16 protein-coding genes, 2 tRNA genes and 1 pseudogene are annotated in these 17501 nt (G+C 71.5%); 9 read left to right on the forward strand and 10 right to left on the reverse strand.

The window, feature by feature from the left end:
• The first annotated feature begins 21 nt into the window (after positions 1-21).
• From GTY56_RS17120 to GTY56_RS17130, 3 genes and pseudogenes are all read left to right on the forward strand, one after another.
• On the forward strand, positions 22-627 hold the full coding sequence (locus GTY56_RS17120; RefSeq protein ID WP_161366245.1) for a lytic polysaccharide monooxygenase auxiliary activity family 9 protein: 606 nt from the start codon (positions 22-24) through the stop codon (positions 625-627).
• Between the two features lie 106 nt (positions 628-733).
• Positions 734-1198, forward strand: a complete 465-nt coding sequence (locus GTY56_RS17125) for a DUF3592 domain-containing protein (RefSeq protein WP_161366246.1) — start codon at positions 734-736, stop codon at positions 1196-1198.
• A gap of 49 nt (positions 1199-1247) precedes the next feature.
• Positions 1248-2908 (forward strand): annotated as a pseudogene (locus GTY56_RS17130) (AMP-binding protein).
• Here GTY56_RS17130 and GTY56_RS17135 read toward each other — a convergent pair.
• The 6 genes from GTY56_RS17135 to ehuB form a co-directional block, all read right to left on the reverse strand.
• Positions 2874-2947: transfer RNA gene (locus GTY56_RS17135), tRNA-Lys, on the reverse strand. The pseudogene GTY56_RS17130 and the gene GTY56_RS17135 overlap by 35 nt on opposite strands.
• 130 nt (positions 2948-3077) lie before the next feature.
• Entirely contained in the window at positions 3078-3836 is a 759-nt protein-coding gene (locus GTY56_RS17140) for an IclR family transcriptional regulator domain-containing protein (protein WP_161366247.1), read from the reverse strand.
• 208 nt (positions 3837-4044) lie between these two features.
• Positions 4045-4842 carry an ectoine/hydroxyectoine ABC transporter ATP-binding protein EhuA gene (gene ehuA, locus GTY56_RS17145; RefSeq protein WP_161366248.1) on the reverse strand — a complete coding sequence of 266 codons (798 nt, stop codon included), beginning with the start codon at positions 4840-4842 and terminating at the stop codon, positions 4045-4047.
• Positions 4832-5482 (reverse strand): ectoine/hydroxyectoine ABC transporter permease subunit EhuD, encoded by a 651-nt coding sequence (ehuD, locus tag GTY56_RS17150; protein WP_161366249.1) that lies wholly within the window; start codon positions 5480-5482, stop codon positions 4832-4834. Before ehuD ends, ehuA begins: the two co-directional genes overlap by 11 nt.
• Positions 5479-6195 (reverse strand): ectoine/hydroxyectoine ABC transporter permease subunit EhuC, encoded by a 717-nt coding sequence (gene ehuC, locus GTY56_RS17155; RefSeq protein ID WP_161366250.1) that lies wholly within the window; start codon positions 6193-6195, stop codon positions 5479-5481. The genes ehuD and ehuC overlap by 4 nt, the downstream gene beginning before the upstream one ends.
• A complete protein-coding gene (gene ehuB / locus GTY56_RS17160; protein WP_524540113.1) occupies positions 6192-7133 on the reverse strand; it encodes an ectoine/hydroxyectoine ABC transporter substrate-binding protein EhuB in 942 nt (313 codons plus the stop codon). The genes ehuC and ehuB overlap by 4 nt, the downstream gene beginning before the upstream one ends.
• Before the next feature lie 107 nt (positions 7134-7240).
• On the opposite strand from ehuB, the gene GTY56_RS17165 reads away from it, so the two are divergent.
• A complete protein-coding gene (locus tag GTY56_RS17165; protein ID WP_161366251.1) occupies positions 7241-7735 on the forward strand; it encodes a DUF3830 family protein in 495 nt (164 codons plus the stop codon).
• Here GTY56_RS17165 and GTY56_RS17170 read toward each other — a convergent pair.
• Entirely contained in the window at positions 7716-9128 is a 1413-nt protein-coding gene (locus GTY56_RS17170) for an amidase (RefSeq protein WP_161366252.1), read from the reverse strand. The genes GTY56_RS17165 and GTY56_RS17170 overlap by 20 nt on opposite strands.
• A gap of 17 nt (positions 9129-9145) precedes the next feature.
• On the reverse strand, positions 9146-10093 hold the full coding sequence (locus tag GTY56_RS17175; RefSeq protein WP_161366253.1) for a D-2-hydroxyacid dehydrogenase: 948 nt from the start codon (positions 10091-10093) through the stop codon (positions 9146-9148).
• Between the two features lie 197 nt (positions 10094-10290).
• Between GTY56_RS17175 and GTY56_RS17180 the strand changes: the two genes are divergently transcribed.
• The 4 genes from GTY56_RS17180 (at position 10291) to GTY56_RS17195 (ending at position 13884) form a co-directional block, all read left to right on the forward strand.
• Complete coding sequence (locus GTY56_RS17180) at positions 10291-11106, forward strand: maleate cis-trans isomerase family protein (protein WP_161366254.1); 816 nt, start codon at positions 10291-10293, stop codon at positions 11104-11106.
• The gene (locus GTY56_RS17185) at positions 11103-11834 is read left to right on the forward strand and encodes a maleate cis-trans isomerase family protein (protein ID WP_161366255.1); all 732 of its coding nucleotides are present in this window, start codon (positions 11103-11105) and stop codon (positions 11832-11834) included. Before GTY56_RS17180 ends, GTY56_RS17185 begins: the two co-directional genes overlap by 4 nt.
• A 530-nt stretch (positions 11835-12364) precedes the next feature.
• Positions 12365-12634 carry a hypothetical protein gene (locus tag GTY56_RS17190; protein ID WP_161366256.1) on the forward strand — a complete coding sequence of 90 codons (270 nt, stop codon included), beginning with the start codon at positions 12365-12367 and terminating at the stop codon, positions 12632-12634.
• 92 nt (positions 12635-12726) lie between these two features.
• Complete coding sequence (locus GTY56_RS17195; protein WP_161366257.1) at positions 12727-13884, forward strand: MsnO8 family LLM class oxidoreductase; 1158 nt, start codon at positions 12727-12729, stop codon at positions 13882-13884.
• Here the strand turns inward: GTY56_RS17195 and GTY56_RS17200 are convergent.
• On the reverse strand, positions 13854-15719 hold the full coding sequence (locus tag GTY56_RS17200; RefSeq protein ID WP_161366258.1) for a putative bifunctional diguanylate cyclase/phosphodiesterase: 1866 nt from the start codon (positions 15717-15719) through the stop codon (positions 13854-13856). The genes GTY56_RS17195 and GTY56_RS17200 overlap by 31 nt on opposite strands.
• 307 nt (positions 15720-16026) lie before the next feature.
• Here GTY56_RS17200 and GTY56_RS17205 point away from each other — a divergent pair, with 307 nt between their 5' ends.
• Positions 16027-17292 carry a M6 family metalloprotease domain-containing protein gene (locus GTY56_RS17205; RefSeq protein ID WP_161366259.1) on the forward strand — a complete coding sequence of 422 codons (1266 nt, stop codon included), beginning with the start codon at positions 16027-16029 and terminating at the stop codon, positions 17290-17292.
• 135 nt (positions 17293-17427) lie between these two features.
• On the opposite strand, the gene GTY56_RS17210 is transcribed toward GTY56_RS17205, so the two are convergent.
• Positions 17428-17501, reverse strand: a tRNA-Lys gene (locus GTY56_RS17210).

The raw sequence follows: 17501 nt of genomic DNA on the forward strand, positions 1-17501 counted from the left end.
ACGTTCTCCAGGAGCGGCAGCATGCGTACAAGGACCAAGTTGTCCGCAGCCGCGGTGGGACTGGCCACGACCGGAGCCCTCGTGCTCTCCTCCGGCGGCGCCAGCGGCCACGGCTACACCGACCTCCCCATCAGCCGGCAGAAGCTCTGCCAGAACGGCACCGTGACCAACTGCGGCTCGATCCAGTGGGAGCCGCAGAGCGTCGAGGGCCCGAAGGGTTTCCCGGCCTCCGGCCCGGCCGACGGGCAGATCTGCAACGCGGGGCTCGGCCACTTCGGCCAGCTCAGCGCACCGCGCACACCGTCGGGCGGCGCCTGGCCCGCCACGAAGGTGACGGGCGGCCAGAACTACACGTTCCGCTGGCAGTTCACCGCGATGCACGCCACGACCGACTTCAAGTACTACATCACCAAGCCGGGCTGGAACCAGAACCACAACCTGGCCCGGTCCGACCTCAACCTCACCCCGTTCTTCACCGTGCCCTACAACGGGCAGCGGCCGCCGGCCACGCTCTCCCACAGCGGCCGGCTGCCGTCCGGGCTGAGCGGCCGTCACGTCATCGTGGCGGTGTGGACCATCGCCGACACGGCCAACGCGTTCTACGCCTGTTCGGACGTCACCTTCTGAACCCTCCGGAACCTCTGAGCTTCTCTTGAGTCACCGGTGCGGCCGGCGTGGGTAGGTTCCTCCCACGCCGGCCGCTCGAAGGCCGCTCAGGGCCTCGGGGGAGCTCATGGAAACCTTCTTCTACATCGTGCCCGCGCTCATGATCGCGGTCGCTTCCTGTGCCGTGGTCGCGGTGATCCGCCGCTCCGTGCGGGTCAGCCGCGCCTGGAGCAGCGGCCTGACCGCCGAGGCCCGCTGTCTGCGGACGTACACCACGACGAGCGGGGGCGGCGACAGCTCGGTGCGCACCACGCTGCACCACGTGTACGAGTTCACCACGCGCGACGGCCGCGGCGTCCGCTTCGAGGAGCACGGCGGGCCGGGGACGACCCTTGAGGGCGACATCGTCACCGTGCACTACCCCGCGGACCGCCCGGAGCACGCCACGGCCCGGCCCCCGGCGCGGGGCAAGCTCGTCGCGGGCACGGGATGTCTGCTCGCCTTCCTCGGCGTCTTCATCCTCTTCGCCCTCGGCTTCATGGTGGTGACGTACGCGATGTTCTCCACCGTGGGTGACTTCGTGCAGCCGTAGCGCTCCACATCTGACCCCGCGTCAACTACCGTGCGCGCCCATGGACTCCATGGGATCCAGGGCGAACACGGTCGCGGAGCTCATCACCGCCCGGTGGGGCGACGACCGCCCCGGTCTGCGCTGCGAGGACCGGACCCTGACGCACCACGAGGTGGCGGCGGGCGCGGCATCCCGGGCCGCACTCCTCACGGACCTCCTCCCACCGGCCGCCGAACCCCACCTCGGCGTGCTGCTCGACAACACGGTCGAATTCCCGCTGTGGCTGGGCGCGGCCGCCCTGGCCGGGGCGGCCGTCGCCGGGATCAACCCGACCCGCCGGGGCACCGAACTCGCCCGGGACATCCTCCACACCGAGTGCCACGTGCTGGTCACCGAGCGGGCCTACCTGCCGTTGCTGGAGGGCCTGGACCTGCCGGAAGTCCGCGTGCTGGTGACGGACACGACGGAGTACGACGAGCTCCTGACCCTCTACGCGGCCGCCCGCCCGGACCCCTCACGCGCCACTCCGCGCGACCGCTTCCTGCTCTACTTCACCTCCGGCTCGACGGGCGCCCCCAAGGCCGCACTCTGCTCCCAGGGCCGCCTGGCGGCAGCCGGCCGCTCCCTGGCGGAGCAGTTCTCCCTGTCCGCGGACGACGTCCACTACGTCTGCATGCCGATGTTCCACGGCAACGCGGTGATCGCCGACTGGGCACCCGCGCTGGTGACCGGTGCGACGGTGGCGCTGCGCCGCCGCTTCTCGGCGTCCGGGTTCCTGCCGGACGTACGCCGGTACGGGGCGACGTACTTCACGTACGTGGGCCGGGCGGTCCAGTACGTCCTGGCCACCGGGCCGCGCCCCGACGACCGCGACCACACGCTCCGGCTCGGCTTCGGTACGGAGGCCGGTGCTGTGGACGCCGCTGCCTTCGAGCGGCGGTTCGGGGTGCGGCTGGTGGAGGGGTACGGCTCGTCGGAGGGCGGGGCGGCCGTGCAGTGGTCGCCGGGAACCCCGACGGGCGCGGTGGGCCGGGCGGCACCCGGCCTGGTGGTCCTCGACCGGGAGACCGGCGAGGAGTGTCCGGCGGCCGTCCTCGACGGGACGGGACGACTGCTCAACGGGGACGAGGCGATCGGCGAACTGGTCAACCAGGGCCCCAGCCCCTTCGAGGGGTACTGGCGCAATCCGCGGGCGGAGGCCGCCGCAGGAACGGCGGGTACTGGACCGGCGACCTCTTCTACCGCGACACGAACGGCTACCTCTACTTCGCCGGCCGCACCGACGACCGCCTCCGCGTCGACGGGGAGAACCTGGCGGCCGCGATGATCGAGAACATCCTGGCCCGCTACGAGGGTGCGGAGGCGGTCTGCGTATACGCCGTACCGGACCCCGTGACCGGCGACCAGGTGATGGCGACGATCGCCGGCGCGTTCGCCCCGGAGACCTTCGCGGAGTTCCTCGCCGCGCAGCCCGATCTCGGGACGAAGATGGCGCCGCGGTTCGTGCGGGTGGTGGAGCGGATGCCGGTGACGGCCACCAGCAAGATCCGCCGGGCGGAGCTGCGCAGGGAGGGTGTGCGCTGCCCGGAACCGGTGTGGTGGCGGGGGCCGGGGGAGCGCACGTACCGCAGGCTGACCGATGCCGGTCCCGGAAACGCTGAGGGGCCCCTCGCTCCCACGAGAGGCCCCTCATCCGTGCGCCGCCAGGGACTCGAACCCCGGACCCGCTGATTAAGAGTCAGCTGCTCTAACCAACTGAGCTAGCGGCGCATGACTCCCGCCTGCCGCCGGAATCGGGTTCCGCGGCGGGCGACGGAGAAAATACTACCCAATGCCGGGGGGTGCTCCGGACCACCCGGCAGGGTCGACGACGTCCGTGACCGACATGATCCGAACGGGCCTAGATCGCCAGGGAGAGCAGCACCGGTGCCGCGTTGCGGTTGAGGGCGTCCGCGGCCTGGCGCAGCCGGTGGGCGTGCTCGACCGGGAGGGACAGGGCCAGGCAGCCGACGGAGGAGCCGGCCGTGATCGGGACGGCCGCGCAGACCGTGCCGACCGCGTACTCCTGGAGGTCCAGGACGGGCACGGTCGGCGGCTGGGCCTCCAGGCGGGAGAGCAGGAGCCGGTCGCTGGTGATGGTGCGCGACGTGAGGCGGGCCATCTTGTGCCGGGCGAGGTGGTCGCGGCGGCCGGCGTGGTCGAGCTGGGTGAGCAGGCTCTTGCCGATGGCGGTGGCGTGGGCCGAGGAGCGGAAGTCGACCCATTCGTTGACCTTGGGTGCGGCCGGGCTGTCGGCGTACTGGGTGACGCTGATCTCGCCGTCGACGTACCGGCTCATGTAGACGGCGGCGCCGACCGAGTCGCGCAGCCGGTCGAGGGTGCGCTGGAGCTTGTCGCGCAGGGCCTGCTCGCGGTGGTGGGCGGACCCGAGGCGGGCCAGGGTCTCGCCGGTGACGTATGCGCCGTCGGTGATCTGCTCGACGTATCCCTCGCGGCGCAGCATGCGCAGGAGCGTGGTCAGTCGCTCCGGTGCGATGCCGGTGTGGCGGGCTATCTCGGCGTCGGTGACACCGCTGGAACCGCGCGCCACCGTCTCCAGGACGCGCAGGGCTTCCTGGGCCGAGTGGTACGGGGTGGTCGGCTCGTGCTTCAGCGCCACGGTGGTCTCCCCCTGCGCTTGCTGTAGGGCCGTAATCCGGTCAGTGAACCTCTTCCAGGTTAACCGGCAATGGGCTTGCGGGGAGCGGGCGTTGGCAAGATTCCCAGGGCCCCGGACTGGGGCAATGGCACTCTGGCATATGCCAGAAGCATGCCCCAGTCGTGGCCGTGTCGATGGGTCCGACATTCCGCCTGTTCACGGGCCGTAGTCAGAGCACTGCGCTGAGGAACTCCCGTGTCCGGTCCAGCTCCGGGTCGCTGAAGATCTTTTCCGGCGGACCCGACTCGATGATCCGGCCGGAATCGAACATCAGGACCTGGTCGGAGATGTCCCGGGCGAAATTCATCTCGTGGGTCACACAGAGCATCGTGATGTCCGTGGAGCGGGCGATGTCCCTGAGGACGTCGAGCACGCCCGCGACCAGCTCGGGGTCGAGCGCGGAGGTCACCTCGTCGAGGAGCAGCACCTGCGGACGCATCGCCAGGGCCCGGGCGATCGCCACCCGCTGCTGCTGCCCGCCGGAGAGCTGGGCCGGGTGCGCGTCGCACTTGTCGGCCAGGCCCACCATGTCCAGCAGGCCCTTGGCCCGCTCCACCGCCTCGTCCTTCGGCATGCCGAGAACGGTGACCGGCGCCTCGGTGATGTTCCGCAGCACCGTCATGTTCGGGAACAGGTTGAACTGCTGGAAGACCATGCCGATCTTCTTGCGGACCTCACGGACCTGCTTGTCGGAGGCCGGGAACAGCTGCTGCCCGTCGACCGTGATCGTGCCCTCGTCGGGCTTGAGCAACGTCATCAGCAGCCGCAGGATCGTGGTCTTGCCGGATCCCGACGGGCCGATCAGGGTGACGTGCTTGCCGGCGTCGACCGAGAAGTCCAGGTGGTCCAGGACGGTGTTGCTCCCGAACCGCTTGGTGACCTGCTCCAGCCGGATCAGCTCGCCGGTGCTCCTGGCGGGGTCCTTCTCGGGGTTGGTGCCGGGATTGGGGAGAGTGTCAGTGGGCAAGGCGTCGCTCCAGGGCTCGCATGGCAAGGGAGGCCAGATAGGAAATGACGATGAAGGCCACGCCGATCACCGTCAGTGGCTCGGTGAACTGGAAGTGCTCCTGCGAGTACAGGCGCGCCCGGCCGAGCATCTCCAGCACGGTGATCGCCATGACCAGCGGCGTGTCCTTGAGCATGGAGATCACGTAGTTGCCGAGGGCCGGGACGACCCGGCGCACCGCCTGCGGCAGGATCACCGCGGTCCACGTCCGGCGCAGCGGCAGGTTCAGTGCCGTCGCCGCCTCCCACTGGCCGGCCGGCACGGCCTCGATGCCGGCCCGGTAGACCTGCATCGTGTACGTCGAGTAGTGCAGGCCGATCGCGAAGACGCCGGTGGTCAGCGCCGAGAAGGTCAGGCCCCACTCGGGCAGCACGTAGAACAGGAAGAACAGCTGCACCAGCAGCGGGGTGTTGCGGACGAACTCCGTGACCGCGCCGACCGGCCAGGTCACCCAGCGCGAGGGCACCCGCATCAGCAGCGCCCACACCAGGCCCAGCGCGAACGAGATCAGCGAGCCGAGGACCAGGATCTGCAGGGTGACCAGCAGACCGGCCCAGAGGTCCGGCATGAAGCCGCTGACGGCGCTCCAGTCCCACTTCATGCGACAGCACCTCCCACGCCGGTGGTCTGCGGACGGTCGAGCTCCTGGTCGGGCGTGCTGCCGGCCGGCTTGCCCGTGCCGGCCTTGAGCTTGTGCTCCAGGCCGCGCATGCCGCGGGTCAGGACGAAGGCGATCACGAAGTAGATCAGCAGCACGATCGTGTAGATCTCCGCGCTCTCCTGGAGCGCGAGGCGCACCAGGTTGCCGCTGAACGCCAGGTCACCCATGCCCATGATCGACACCAGGGCGGTGCCCTTGAGCAGTTCGACCAGCAGGTTGGAGAACGGCGGGATCATCTCCGGCACCGCCTGCGGCAGCAGGATCAGCCGCAGCCGCTGCCAGGGCGTGAAGCTGAGGGCGATCCCGCCCTCCTTCTGCGCCGGGTCGACCGCGTTCAGCGCGCCGCGCACGATCTCGGAGCCGTACGCCCCGTAGGTCAGGCCCAGCGCGAGGGTGCCCGCCCACAGCGGCACCAGCTGCCAGCCGAAGGCGACGGGCAGCACGAAGTACACCCAGAAGATCATCACCAGCGCCGACGTGCCGCGGAACACCTCGGTGTAGACGCCCGCGAGGAAGCGGACGATCCACAGCCGGTGGGTGCGCGCCACGCCGACGACGAAGGACACCGCGGCGCCCAGCAGGGCGCTGCAGACGAGCAGCTGGATCGTGACCCAGACGCCCTTGAGTACGAGTTCCCAGAGTCCGGAGGTCATCCGCCGCAGAGCTCCTTCGCGGTCAGCTCCGTCATCTCGGCCTCGGTGAAACCGAACGGCTTGAGGATGCGGAGCAGTTCACCGCTCTTCTTGAGCTTGCGCAGCTCCACGTTGAAGGCGTCGCGCAGGTTCGACTCGGTCGGCCGGAACGCGAAGGCGCCTCCGTCGACGTGCGGCTTGCCGCCGACGATCGGCTTGAACGGATCGGTGGCCTCCGCCTTGGCGGACTTCTTCACCACCTCGCGCACGGTGAGCGCCGTACCGGCGAACACGTCCACCCGCCCCGCCTCGACCGCGTTCAGACCCGCGACCTGGTCCGGGACGATCAGGATCTCGCTCTCCTCGTACCCCGCCTCGACGGCGTACTGGATCTCGGCGTAGCCGGTCCCGGTGGCGAACTTCGCCTTCTTCTCGACGACGTCCTTGTAACTGTGCAGCCCCTTGGGGTTGCCCTTGCGCACGATGAACGCGTCGAGCATCTGGTAGTCGGGGTCGGCGAAGATGACCTGCTCGCAGCGCTCGGGGTTGACGTACATGCCGGCGGCCACGACGTCGAACTGCTGGGAGTTCAGGCCCGGGATGAGCGAGCCGAACTCGGTCGGCACGGGCTGCACCCGGTCGACGCCGAGCCGCTTGAAGATCACCTTGGCCAGTTCCGGTGCCTCGCCGGTCAGTTCGCCGTTCGTGTCGATGAAGCCGAACGGGATCTCACCGGCGATGCCGAGGCGGACGACGCCCGCCGCCCGCAGCCGGCCGAGCAGATCACCGCCCTTGACGTCCGAGGCGGTCGCGACCCTGCTGCATCCGGCGGCGCCCAGCGCGCCGAGCGCCGCCACCCCCGCGAGCAGCGACCGGCGTGCGGGGCCTGAAGCGGGCCTGGATATGAGTCCGGGACTTCGCGGTGTGCTTCTGTGTGGGCTTCTCTGTGGTGGAGCCATGGGCGCGCGGCTACCCGACCGCATCCGAGTTATTCCGGTCTTTTCAAGCCCCCCACGTGACCGATGCGCCCTTGACCCGAGCGGCGGCGGGCACTCCCATGGAGGGCATGGCTGATCGCTACATCGAAGTCTCGCTGGTCAAGCGCGACGTGACCTGCACGGCCAGGCTGCTGGACGACCGCGCGCCGATCACCTGCGCGGCCGTCTGGGATTCCCTTCCACTGGCCGGGGACGTCTACCACGCGAAGTACGCACGCAACGAGATCTACGCCCTTTTCCCACCCTTCGCCCAAGCCGAGCCACCCCTGGAGAACCCGACCATCACCCCCATTCCCGGCGACCTGTGCTATTTCACCTTCGCCGGGGCGGAGTTGGGGACCAAGGCCTACGGCTACGACCGCGAGGTCCGCGCCGGGACCACGCTCGTCGACCTGGCCCTGTTCTACGAGCGCAACAACCTGTTGCTGAACGGCGATGTCGGCTGGGTCCCCGGCATCGTCTGGGGCCAGGTCGTCGACGGCATGGAGAGCATGGCCGAGGCGTGCAACGACCTGTGGAGGTCGGGAGCGGCGGGGGAGTCGCTCAGCTTCCGGAGGGCGTAGGCCGGCCGGCGGAGGCCGCCCCCGCCCCGTACAGCGCGTGCGCCGCCCGCAGCACCAGATCGTCCCGGTGCCGGGCGGCCACGAGCTGGAGTCCGATCGGCAGACCGTCCCCGTCGGCGCCGACCGGCACGCTCGCCGCGGGCTGCTGCGTCATGTTGAACGGGTAGGTGAACGGCGTCCAGCCCGTCCACCGCCGGTGGCCGGATCCCTTCGGCACCTCGGCGCCCGCCTCGAACGCCGTGAGCGGCAGGGTGGGTGTGACGAGCAGGTCGTAGCTGTCGTGGAACCGGCCCATCCGGCGGCCCAGGTCCATCCGGACGTCCACCGCGGCGAGGTAGTCCAGCGCCGAGTAGCGGGCGCCCCGCGCGCAGATCTCCCGCAGGCCCGGGTCGAGCAACTCGCGCTGGTGCGGGCCCAGGTGCTGGGTCACCCGGGCCGCCCCGCTGAACCACAGGGTGTGGAAGGCCTCCACCGGGTCGGTGAGGTCCGGGTCGGTCTCCGTGACGTAGGCGCCGAGCTCCGCCAGCCGCTCCACCGCCCGCCGCACCGCCCGCGCGACCGCCGGCTGCACCGCCACCTGCCCGCCCAGCGACGGCGAGTACGCCACCCGCAGCCCGCGCACCCCGCCCGCCAGAGCGTCGGTGTACGGGCCGGCCGGGGCCGCGAGCGCCGACCAGTCGCGCGAGTCCGGATGCCCGATCACGTCCATCAGCAGCGCCGCGTCCGCCGCGTCCCGGGTCATCGGACCCACGTGCGCCAGCGTGCCGAACGCGCTCGCCGGGTAGAGCGGCACCCGCCCGTAGGTCGGCTTCAGCGCGAAGATCCCGCAGAACGACGCCGGGATGCGGACGCTGCCGCCGCCGTCCGTGCCCAGCGACAGCGGCCCCGCGCCGAGCGCCACGGCCGCAGCACTGCCGCCGCTCGACCCGCCCGCCGTGCGCGAGGGGTCCCACGGGTTGCGCGTTACACCGCTGAGCGGCGAGTCCGTCACCCCCTTCCAGCCGTACTCGGGGGTGGTCGTCTTGCCGAGGAAGACCGCACCGTGCTCCCGCAGCCGGGCCACGGAGGGGGCGTCCTCGTCCCAGCGCCCGGCCGCCGGGTCCACGGCCTTCGAGCCCCGCAGGGTCGGCGCCCCGCGCTGGAGCAGGATGTCCTTGACGGTGACCGGCACCCCGTCGAGCAGGCCCCGTGGCTCACCGCGCCGCCATCGCTCCTCCGACTCCCGGGCCCGCTCCAGCGCGTCCTCGGCGGTCAGCCGGACGAAGGCGTTCACCTCCGGCTGGATCGCCTCGGCCCGCTCCAGCGCCGCCCGGGTGGCCTCGACGGGACTCCACTCGCCCTTGCGGTACCCGTCGAGGAGCCGTACGGCGGTCAGGTCGGTGAGCTCGGTCATTCACCCTCCACGGAACGTCAGTGACCAGGTACATACCCACGCTGTTTGTCCACCACGTTCTTCAGCGGCTCCCCGGCTGCCCACTGTTCGTACAGCTCGACGAACTGGGCGCCGAGTTCGTCGCGCCAGCCGATGGTGTCGCCGCTCATGTGCGGGGACACGATCAGGCCCGGTGCCTGCCACAACGGGTTGTCGGCGGGCAGGGGTTCGGCCTCGAAGACGTCCATGGCGGCGCCCGCGATCCAGCGCTTGGCCAGGGCCTCGGCGAGCGCGTCCTCGACGACCAGTTGGCCGCGGCCGATGTTGACGAACCGGGCCGACGGCTGCATCAGGCCGAAGCGGCGGGCGTCGAACATCCCCCGCGTCTCGTCGGTGAGCGGAGCCGCGGCGATCACCCAGTCGGCGCGCGCCAGCAGCCGGTCCAGGTCCTCCGGGCCGTGCACGCCGGAGCGCGCGGCACGGCCCACGAGCGCGGTCGTGATGCCCAGCGCCCCCAGCGTGTGCGCGATCGCCCGGCCGATCGGACCGGAGCCGACCACGACGGCCCGGGTTCCGGCGATCCTGTGCGACTCGCGGTGCCGCCAGGCCCGTTCCCGCTGGAGCTCCAGCGTCCGCGGCAGGTCCTTGGCCATCGCCAGCACCAGCGCGGCGACGTACTCGGCGATCGGCTGGTCGAAGACGCCGCGTGCGTTCGTCACCACCGTGTCCGAGGCGACGAGTTCGGGACACATCAGATGGTCCACACCGGCGCTGGCCGTATGCACCCAGCGTGGCCGCGGGCCCTCGCCCGGCCAGGCGTCCCGCACGGCGCGCGAGGTGAAGTCCCACACCAGGAGTACATCCGCACGCGGGAGGCGTGCGGCGAGCCCTGCCGCGTCGGTGTGTTCGATACGGGCGTGACCGGTGAGGCGGCCGAGGCGGGGGAGGGGTTCGGCGTCCAGGACGAGAAGGGTGGGGGTGGGCATGAGCAGCCGTTTCTCCAGCCGTTCGGCGGGGCCGGCCGACCTCGGTGCGGCAGCCGGTGACGACGAGTTAACCCGGTGTTGACCAACGAGTGATCCGGGCGGATTGACCACGCTCGCACCCGAACCTACCGTCGTCAACACGGGCGTTCCCACGATCCGTTGCACACTAGTTGCCCAGCGTGAGGCCGGTGCCTGCCATGGACGTCTCATTTCTCGGCGGGCCCGGCCCGCAGCGCGGGGTCGGCGTCGTCGCCCCCTTCGACTTCGCACTCGACCGCGAACTGTGGCGCTGGGTGCCGGACGAGGTCTCCCTCCATGTGACCCGCACCCCGTTCGTGCCGGTCGAGGTGAGTCTCGACCTGGCCCGCCTGGTCAGCGAGCACGAGACGCTCGGCGAGGCGGTCCGCACGCTCAACGCGATCACCCCCGAGGTCGTGGCCTACGCCTGCACGTCCGGCAGCTTCGTCGGCGGCATGATGGGCGAGCGGGCGATGTGCGAGGCGATGAGCCGGGCCGGTGCCGTACCGGCGATCACCACCTCCGGCGCGCTCCTGGAGGCCCTCGTCGAGCTGGACGTACGCCGGGTGGCCCTGGTGACGCCGTACACGGTCTCGGTGACGCAGTCGCTGGAGGCCTACGTCGCCCAGGCCGGCGTCACGATCTCGGGCTGCGCCTTCATGGGGCTGACCCGGCACATCTGGAAGGTCCCCTACCGCGAGGTGGTGGACATGGCCCGGCAGGCCGTCCGCGACGACGCCGACGCGCTGTTCATCAGCTGCACCAACCTGCCCACCTACGACGTGATCCCCCAGCTGGAGGCCGAACTGCGCATCCCGGTGATCTCGGCCAACCAAGTGACGATGTGGGCGGCACTGCGCCGACTGGGTACCCGTGCGGTGGGGCCGTACCAAGCGCTGATCAATCCGGCGGCGCGTTCCGGTCCCGCAGCGCCGGGGGCGGACCCCGGACCCGTACTGCCGGAAGAAGAGCAGCAGCAGGAAGGCTGGACATGACAGCACTGGGATTTCTCTACCCGGGCCACTCCGCCGAGGACGACTATCCGCGCATCGAGCAGTTGCTGGGCAGCGACATCCGGGTGGACCTGGTGCACACCGACATCGGTGAGGACGCGCACCGGGTGGACGCGCTGCTGGAGATGGGCTCCGCCGGCCGGCTCGCGGCGGGAGTCCAGGAGCTGCGGCACGCCGGTGCGGACGCGGTGGTGTGGGCCTGCACGAGCGGCAGCTTCGTCTACGGCTGGGACGGCGCGCAGGAGCAGGTCCGCACCCTGGCGCAGACGGCCGGCATGCCGGCGTCGTCCACCTCCTTCGCGTTCGCGCACGCGGTGCGGGAGCTGGGGGTGCGCAGGGTCGCGATCGGAGCGACGTACCCGGAGGACGTGGCGCGGCTGTTCGCCGAGTTCCTGCGGGCGGCCGGCGTGGAGGTCGTGTCGGTCAGCAGCTCCGGCATCATCACGGCCGCCGAGGTCGGCACCTGGGGCGAGAGTGAACTCCTCGCCCTGGCCCGGAACTCCGACCACCCGGACGCCGAGGCGCTCCTCCTCCCCGACACGGCCCTCCACACGGCGGCCCACATCCCGGCCCTGGAGAAGGAACTCGGCAAGCCGGTCCTCACCGCCAACCAGGTCACGGTCTGGGAGGGCCTGCGCCTGGCGGACCGGCGGGTGAACGCGCCCGAACTGGGGGCGCTGTTCACGAGGGAGCCGATCGTCCAGGCGTGAGGCGAGGAGGCGTCAGCGTGAGCCGCTGCTTCCGGCACGGCTCACGCCCTCCGTTCCGGGGGCGGGGGCGGAGGCCGCGGATGCGGCGGTGGCGGGACGGCGGGGTGCTCCCGGCGGCCACGCCGAAGGACCGAAGGAACGCGAAGCCGACGGCTCCGCCGGTGGCGGCTCCGGCCGCCAGGACCAGCAGGACATCCCAGCCGACGCCTGAGTCGAGCAGTTCCAGCGGCCCGGCGACCCCGGCCCTCCGAAGAGGCCCGCCGCGCCGGCGCCACGCAGGCGGTCACGCAGGCCGGTCGGAAGGTGCCGTGCCCTCGAACGCGCCTTCCATGGGGGCCGGAATCGGTCCTACCCCTTCTTCGGGTCAGAGCGGGGCAAAGCAGTTCAACCGTCCCACCTGAAGCTGAGGAATGCTCAACTCCGCCGCGTCACACGGCCCTCGGGTTGACCGAAAGCGCGTTCCCCTCCCGTTGTCCCTTCCGTGCACACTGGCCACGTCCGCAGCCAGTCGTGCCGTGAAGGACTCCCCGATGGCCGAACCGGGCCCGTTCAGATCCCCCGCAAGCGCTGTCCAGCTGTCCGGGCGCCTGCTGTGCTGGTGCCTGGCCGCCGCCATGGCCTCCGCCGCCGTGGACGCCTTCCTGCACCCGGCGCCCGGGTGGTGGGGTGCCGTGTGGATCCTGCCCTGGTGGCTCGCCTGCGGGGCCGCCCTCGCATGGGCCGTCCTGCGGGCCCGCGAGAAGGCCGACAGGCCACCCCCGCAGGGCGACGCCCGGACCGACTGGGAGCAGGCGGCCTGACGGGCCCGGGTGCGTGGCCGGGAATAACCGGAGACTGTCCCCTGTTAGAGCCGGAACGACAGCACACGGCCCACAGCAGGAGGCACCCCACCGTGGCGGCAGACGAGACACCGGGCGCGGCAGACGAGATACGCGGCGCGGCACAGGGCGACGCCCCCGTCCCCCTCTCCGTACTGGACCTGGTCACCGTGGGGGCCGGCCGCACCGCCTCCGACGCCCTGCGCACCAGCGTCGCCCTGGCCCGCCTCGCGGAGCACCGCGGCTTCCACCGCTACTGGGTCGCCGAGCACCACTCCATGCCGGGCGTCGCCTCCTCGTCCCCGGCCGTGATCCTGGCCCACCTCGCCGCCCACACCGACCGCATCCGGCTCGGCTCGGGCGGTGTGATGCTGCCCAACCACGCCCCGCTCGTGATCGCCGAGCAGTTCGGGACGCTGGAGGCCATGGCCCCGGGCCGGATCGACCTCGGTCTCGGCCGCGCCCCCGGCACGGACGGCGCCACGGCCGCCGCCCTGCGCCGCACGGAACTCCCCCAAGCTCTCGGCTCCGCTCGAGCAGGGGGGACCCCCGTACACTCGGGCGCCGACGACTTCCCCCAGCAGCTCGCCGAGCTGACCCGCTTCCTCGACGACGACTTCCCCGACGGGCATCCCTACCGCCGCATCCACGCCGTGCCGGGTCCCGTCCAGGCCACGTCCCCCGGTGGCGTCCAGTCCCCGCACCGCCCGCCGGTCTGGCTGCTCGGCTCCTCCGGCTTCAGTGCCCGCCTCGCCGGGACCCTGGGGCTGCCCTTCGCCTTCGCCCACCACTTCTCCGCGCAGAACACCGTCCCGGCCCTGGACCTGTACCGGGAGTCCTTCCGGCCGTCCGCCGTGCTCGACGAGCCGTATGCCCTCATCGGCGTCTCCGCGCTCGCCGCCGACGAGGAGAAGGAGGCCCGCCGGCAGGTGCTGGCCGCCGCCCTCAGCATGGTCCGGCTGCGCACCGGCCGCCCCGGCCTCGTGCCCAGCCCGGAGGAGGCGGAGGCCTACGAGTTCAGCCCCATGGAGCGCGACTTCGTCGACTCCTGGAACGCCAACGTCATCCACGGCACCCCGGACGAGGTCCGCTCGGGCCTGGACGGCCTCGCCAAGCGCACCGGCGCCGACGAGCTGATGATCACGGCCAACGCACACGGCGGTGACGTCCGCCTGCGCTCCTACGAACTCATCGCCGACGCCTACGGGTTGCCGACGCCCGCCTCCGCCTGAACGTCCGGCGTTCCCAGCAGCTCGGAGATACGGTCCGGCGGCACCGGACGGGAGTAGAGCCAGCCCTGTCCGGTGTCGCAGCCGATGCTGCGCAGCCGGGTCGCCTGGGCCGAGGTCTCCACGCACTCGGCCGTGACGGTCAGCCCGAGCCGGTGCGCCAGCTGGATCATCGCCTCGACGACCACCTCGTCGGCCGGGTTGGCACGGGCGGCGGCCTCCCGGTCGTCGTACTGGAAGCCGCGCACGAACGACCCGTCCAGCTTCAGCACCGACACCGGCAGCCGGCTCAGGTACGCGAGGTTCGAGTAGCCGGTGCCGAAGTCGTCGATGGCGATGCGCACGCCCATGTCGCTGAGCGCCTTCAGGGTTTGCAGCGGGCGGCCCGCCGAGCCCATCACCGCCGACTCGGTCAGCTCCAGCTGGAGCAGATGCGGCGCCAGACCCGTCCCGGCCAGGGTCTCCGCGACGTCGGCCACCAGGTCGGAGTCCCAGATCTGACGTACCGCCACGTTCACGCTGACGAAGATCGGCGGCTCGTCCGGGTGGTCGAGCTGCCAGCGACGGGCCTGCTCACAGGCCGTGCGCAGCACCCAGCGGCCCAGCGGGACGATCGAACCGTCCTCCTCCGCCAGTCCGATGAACCGATTCGGCGTCAGCACGCCGAACTGCGGGTGGTTCCACCGGATGAGCGCCTCGACGCCGTGCAGCCGGTCGTCCTCCATGCCGACCAGCGGCTGGTACTCCAGCCGGAACTCGCCCCGCTCGATGGCCGGTCGGAGTGTGGAGGCGAGGGCCTGGCGCGTCATGCGGTGCGCGTTGCGCTCCGGGTCGAACAGGGTCCAGCGGGCCTTGCCGTCCGTCTTCGCCCAGTACAGCGTGGTGTCCGCCGCCTGCATCAGCGCGGTGGGAGTGGTGCCGGCCGCGTGCCGTTCCACGACGCCGATCGACGCCGAGACCGACAGCCGCTGGCCGGAGATGTCGAACGGGTCCTGGATCGCCCGCAGCGCCGACTCGGCCAGCTCGGCCAGCTGTTCGGTGCCCGTGGAGTCCTCGACGAGCAGCGCGAACTCGTCCCCGCCGAGCCGGGCGACCAGCGGGATGCTGGTGCGTGAGTGACCGGCCTCGTCCGCGCAGTGCGTGAGCCGCTCGGCGACGGCGGCCAGCAGCCGGTCGCCGACACGGTGGCCGAGGGTGTCGTTGATGGCCTTGAAGCCGTCCAGGTCCAGGTAGCACAGCCCGATCCGCCCCGTGCCGCTCTGCTCGTAGGACTCCGCCTCCAGCGCGGCCGACAGCCGTTCGAAGAACAGGGTGCGGTTGGGCAGCCGGGTCACCGGGTCGTGCATCTGCAAGTGCCGCAGCCGCGCCTGGAGTTCCCGGCGGGCACTGATGTCGGCGACGGACAGCAGCACGCCGTCGTCCTCGGCGGCCAGCGGGGTGACCGTCACCTGCACCCACAGCGAGCGCCCGTCGGGGTGCTTGAGCCGGCGCGTGCAGCGCAGCCGGGACTGCCGTCCGCGCAGCACCTCGCGGTAGGCGTGCCAGGTGCGGGCGTCGGAGGTGAGGTCGACCAGGTCGGCGGCGACCGCCCCGGCGAGCCCCTCCGGGCTGCCGCCGAGCAGCGCGGCGAGCGAGTCGTTGGCGCTGACCACCGTCCCCTCGCGGTCCACGACGGCCATGGCGAGCGGGGCGGCCGCGAAGACGGAGCGGTAGGGCAGCCGGGACGGGGGCTCGGTACGAGGAGACGTATCGATCTCACTCTCTGTGACGACCGGCCGGTCCAGGTCTGCCGCGGGCGCCGGCCCTTCGGAGGTTCCGCTCACCGCTCGCTCCCGCATGTATTCGATCTCTGTCCGTGCAGGAAAGGTCAGGAAAGTGTGCCGATCATAGAGGCTGGCCCGAGGGCCTTCCAGCCGGTGTCCAGTCTTCCCGGCCAGCCGGCCCTTCTGCCAGATCGTTTCTGCACACGCCTGGACGCCTTCTTCAGGCCGCCGACCAGTTGTGACGTTCTGTGAGTGCTTCGGGGGTGTCGGCTTCCGTGATTTTTCGCCCCCTTCACTCGACCGGTGCAGGCAAACAGGACGCAGTACGACAAATCATCACAGGCTGGGTGCGGTGTCCCGCGATCCGCACCCGGAGGTATCCGTGCCGCGTCCGTTTCCGCGCGCCCGACTGCGCAGCACCGCGGCCGTGTTCACCACCATGTCGGCGCTCGCCGCCACCTCCCTCGGCGCCGGCCCCTCGGCCGCCGAGTCCGACTCGGCCGCCCCCTGCGCCCTGACCCGGACCGACGCCCACCACTCGGAGGGCCTGGACACCTGGAACGCCGCCTACCCGCGCCCGGCCCGTTCCCTGGACGCGGTGATGGTCTTCCTGTCCTTTCCCGACTCCCATCCGCTGACCACCCCGCAGGAGCTGACCGCCGACCACTTCCCGGCGACCACCCGCTTCTTCGAACGTGCTTCCTACGGCCGTTTCACGCTGCGCCCGCACGCGCTGCGGCACTGGATCCGGATGCCGCAGCCGTCCACCGCGTACGACATACAGCGCGACTGGAGCCCCGGGCGCCGGGCCGCCTATCTGCGCGACGCCCTCTCCGTGGCCGACCCTCAGGTGGACTTCTCGCGCTACGACGTCGTGTACTTCGTCGCCGACCCGGACGCGCCCGGCGTGGACTCCGACGCCACCAAGGTGGTGAACCTGTCGAGCCCGCTGCGGGCCGACGGCACCGACCTGCGCCGGATCGTCACGGTGTTCGAGCAGCACCCGCCGGACCGGCTCGTCCTCGCCCATGAGACCGGGCACGTGTTCGACCTTCCCGACCTGTACCACCGGCCCGTGGACGGCAAGGGCGACTGGGACACGCACGTCGGCGACTGGGACCTGATGGGCAGCCAGTTCGGACTCGCCCCGGACCTCTTCGCCTGGCACAAGTGGAAGCTGGGCTGGCTGGATCCGCGGCAGGTGCGATGCGTGCAGGACGCCGGGCCCGCCCGGCTGACCCTGGAGCCGCTGGCGGCGGGGCCGGGGGTGCCGACGACGGGGACCGCGGGCGCTCCGGCCTTCGGTCTCGGGCGGGGCACCAAGCTCGCCGTGGTGCGGACCGGGCCCGACAGCGTGCTCGCCTTCGAGGTCCGCGGACCGGTGGGCAACGACGCGGCCGCGTGCCGGCAGGGGGTGCTTGTGTACCGGGTGCGGGGCGGGGAGCAGTCCGGGGGCGGGCCCATCGAGGTGATCGACGCCCATCCGCGCACGGACGCGTGCTGGGAGGACTCCGTGTACCCGCCCCTGGCGGACGCGCCGATCGGCATCGGGGAGAGCTTCACGGTGCCGGGGGAGGACGTGCGGGTGAGGGTGGAGGGGCGCACGGTGTCGGGGGCGTGGACGGTGAAGATCGCGGTGGGACGTTGATGGGGGCGGTGGTGCAACGCCGGGCGGCGGGGGTGTGGATGGCGCAGCCCCCACGACGCGCGGCGAAGCCGCGCAGAAATAACGGTGGCGGCTTGTGTTCGCGCTTTCCGCGAACACAAGCCGCCACCGACAACGTGCGCCGCCAGGGACTCGAACCCCGGACCCGCTGATTAAGAGTCAGCTGCTCTAACCAACTGAGCTAGCGGCGC

This window comes from Streptomyces sp. SID5643 (assembly GCF_009872555.1).
In the GTDB taxonomy this organism is placed as follows: Bacteria; Actinomycetota; Actinomycetes; order Streptomycetales; family Streptomycetaceae; genus Streptomyces; species Streptomyces iakyrus.

Coding starts and splice junctions, on each gene's coding strand:
- GTY56_RS17125 (WP_161366246.1), top strand. CDS start 734: ATGGAAACCTTCTTCTACATCGTGCCCGCGCTCATGATCGCGGTCGCT.
- ehuD (WP_161366249.1), bottom strand. CDS start 5,482: ATGAAGTGGGACTGGAGCGCCGTCAGCGGCTTCATGCCGGACCTCTGG.
- ehuB (WP_524540113.1), bottom strand. CDS start 7,133: ATGGCTCCACCACAGAGAAGCCCACACAGAAGCACACCGCGAAGTCCC.
- GTY56_RS17200 (WP_161366258.1), bottom strand. CDS start 15,719: ATGCGGGAGCGAGCGGTGAGCGGAACCTCCGAAGGGCCGGCGCCCGCG.
- GTY56_RS17190 (WP_161366256.1), top strand. CDS start 12,365: ATGGCCGAACCGGGCCCGTTCAGATCCCCCGCAAGCGCTGTCCAGCTG.
- GTY56_RS17170 (WP_161366252.1), bottom strand. CDS start 9,128: ATGACCGAGCTCACCGACCTGACCGCCGTACGGCTCCTCGACGGGTAC.
- GTY56_RS17180 (WP_161366254.1), top strand. CDS start 10,291: ATGGACGTCTCATTTCTCGGCGGGCCCGGCCCGCAGCGCGGGGTCGGC.
- GTY56_RS17175 (WP_161366253.1), bottom strand. CDS start 10,093: ATGCCCACCCCCACCCTTCTCGTCCTGGACGCCGAACCCCTCCCCCGC.
- GTY56_RS17165 (WP_161366251.1), top strand. CDS start 7,241: ATGGCTGATCGCTACATCGAAGTCTCGCTGGTCAAGCGCGACGTGACC.
- GTY56_RS17185 (WP_161366255.1), top strand. CDS start 11,103: ATGACAGCACTGGGATTTCTCTACCCGGGCCACTCCGCCGAGGACGAC.
- ehuC (WP_161366250.1), bottom strand. CDS start 6,195: ATGACCTCCGGACTCTGGGAACTCGTACTCAAGGGCGTCTGGGTCACG.
- GTY56_RS17120 (WP_161366245.1), top strand. CDS start 22: ATGCGTACAAGGACCAAGTTGTCCGCAGCCGCGGTGGGACTGGCCACG.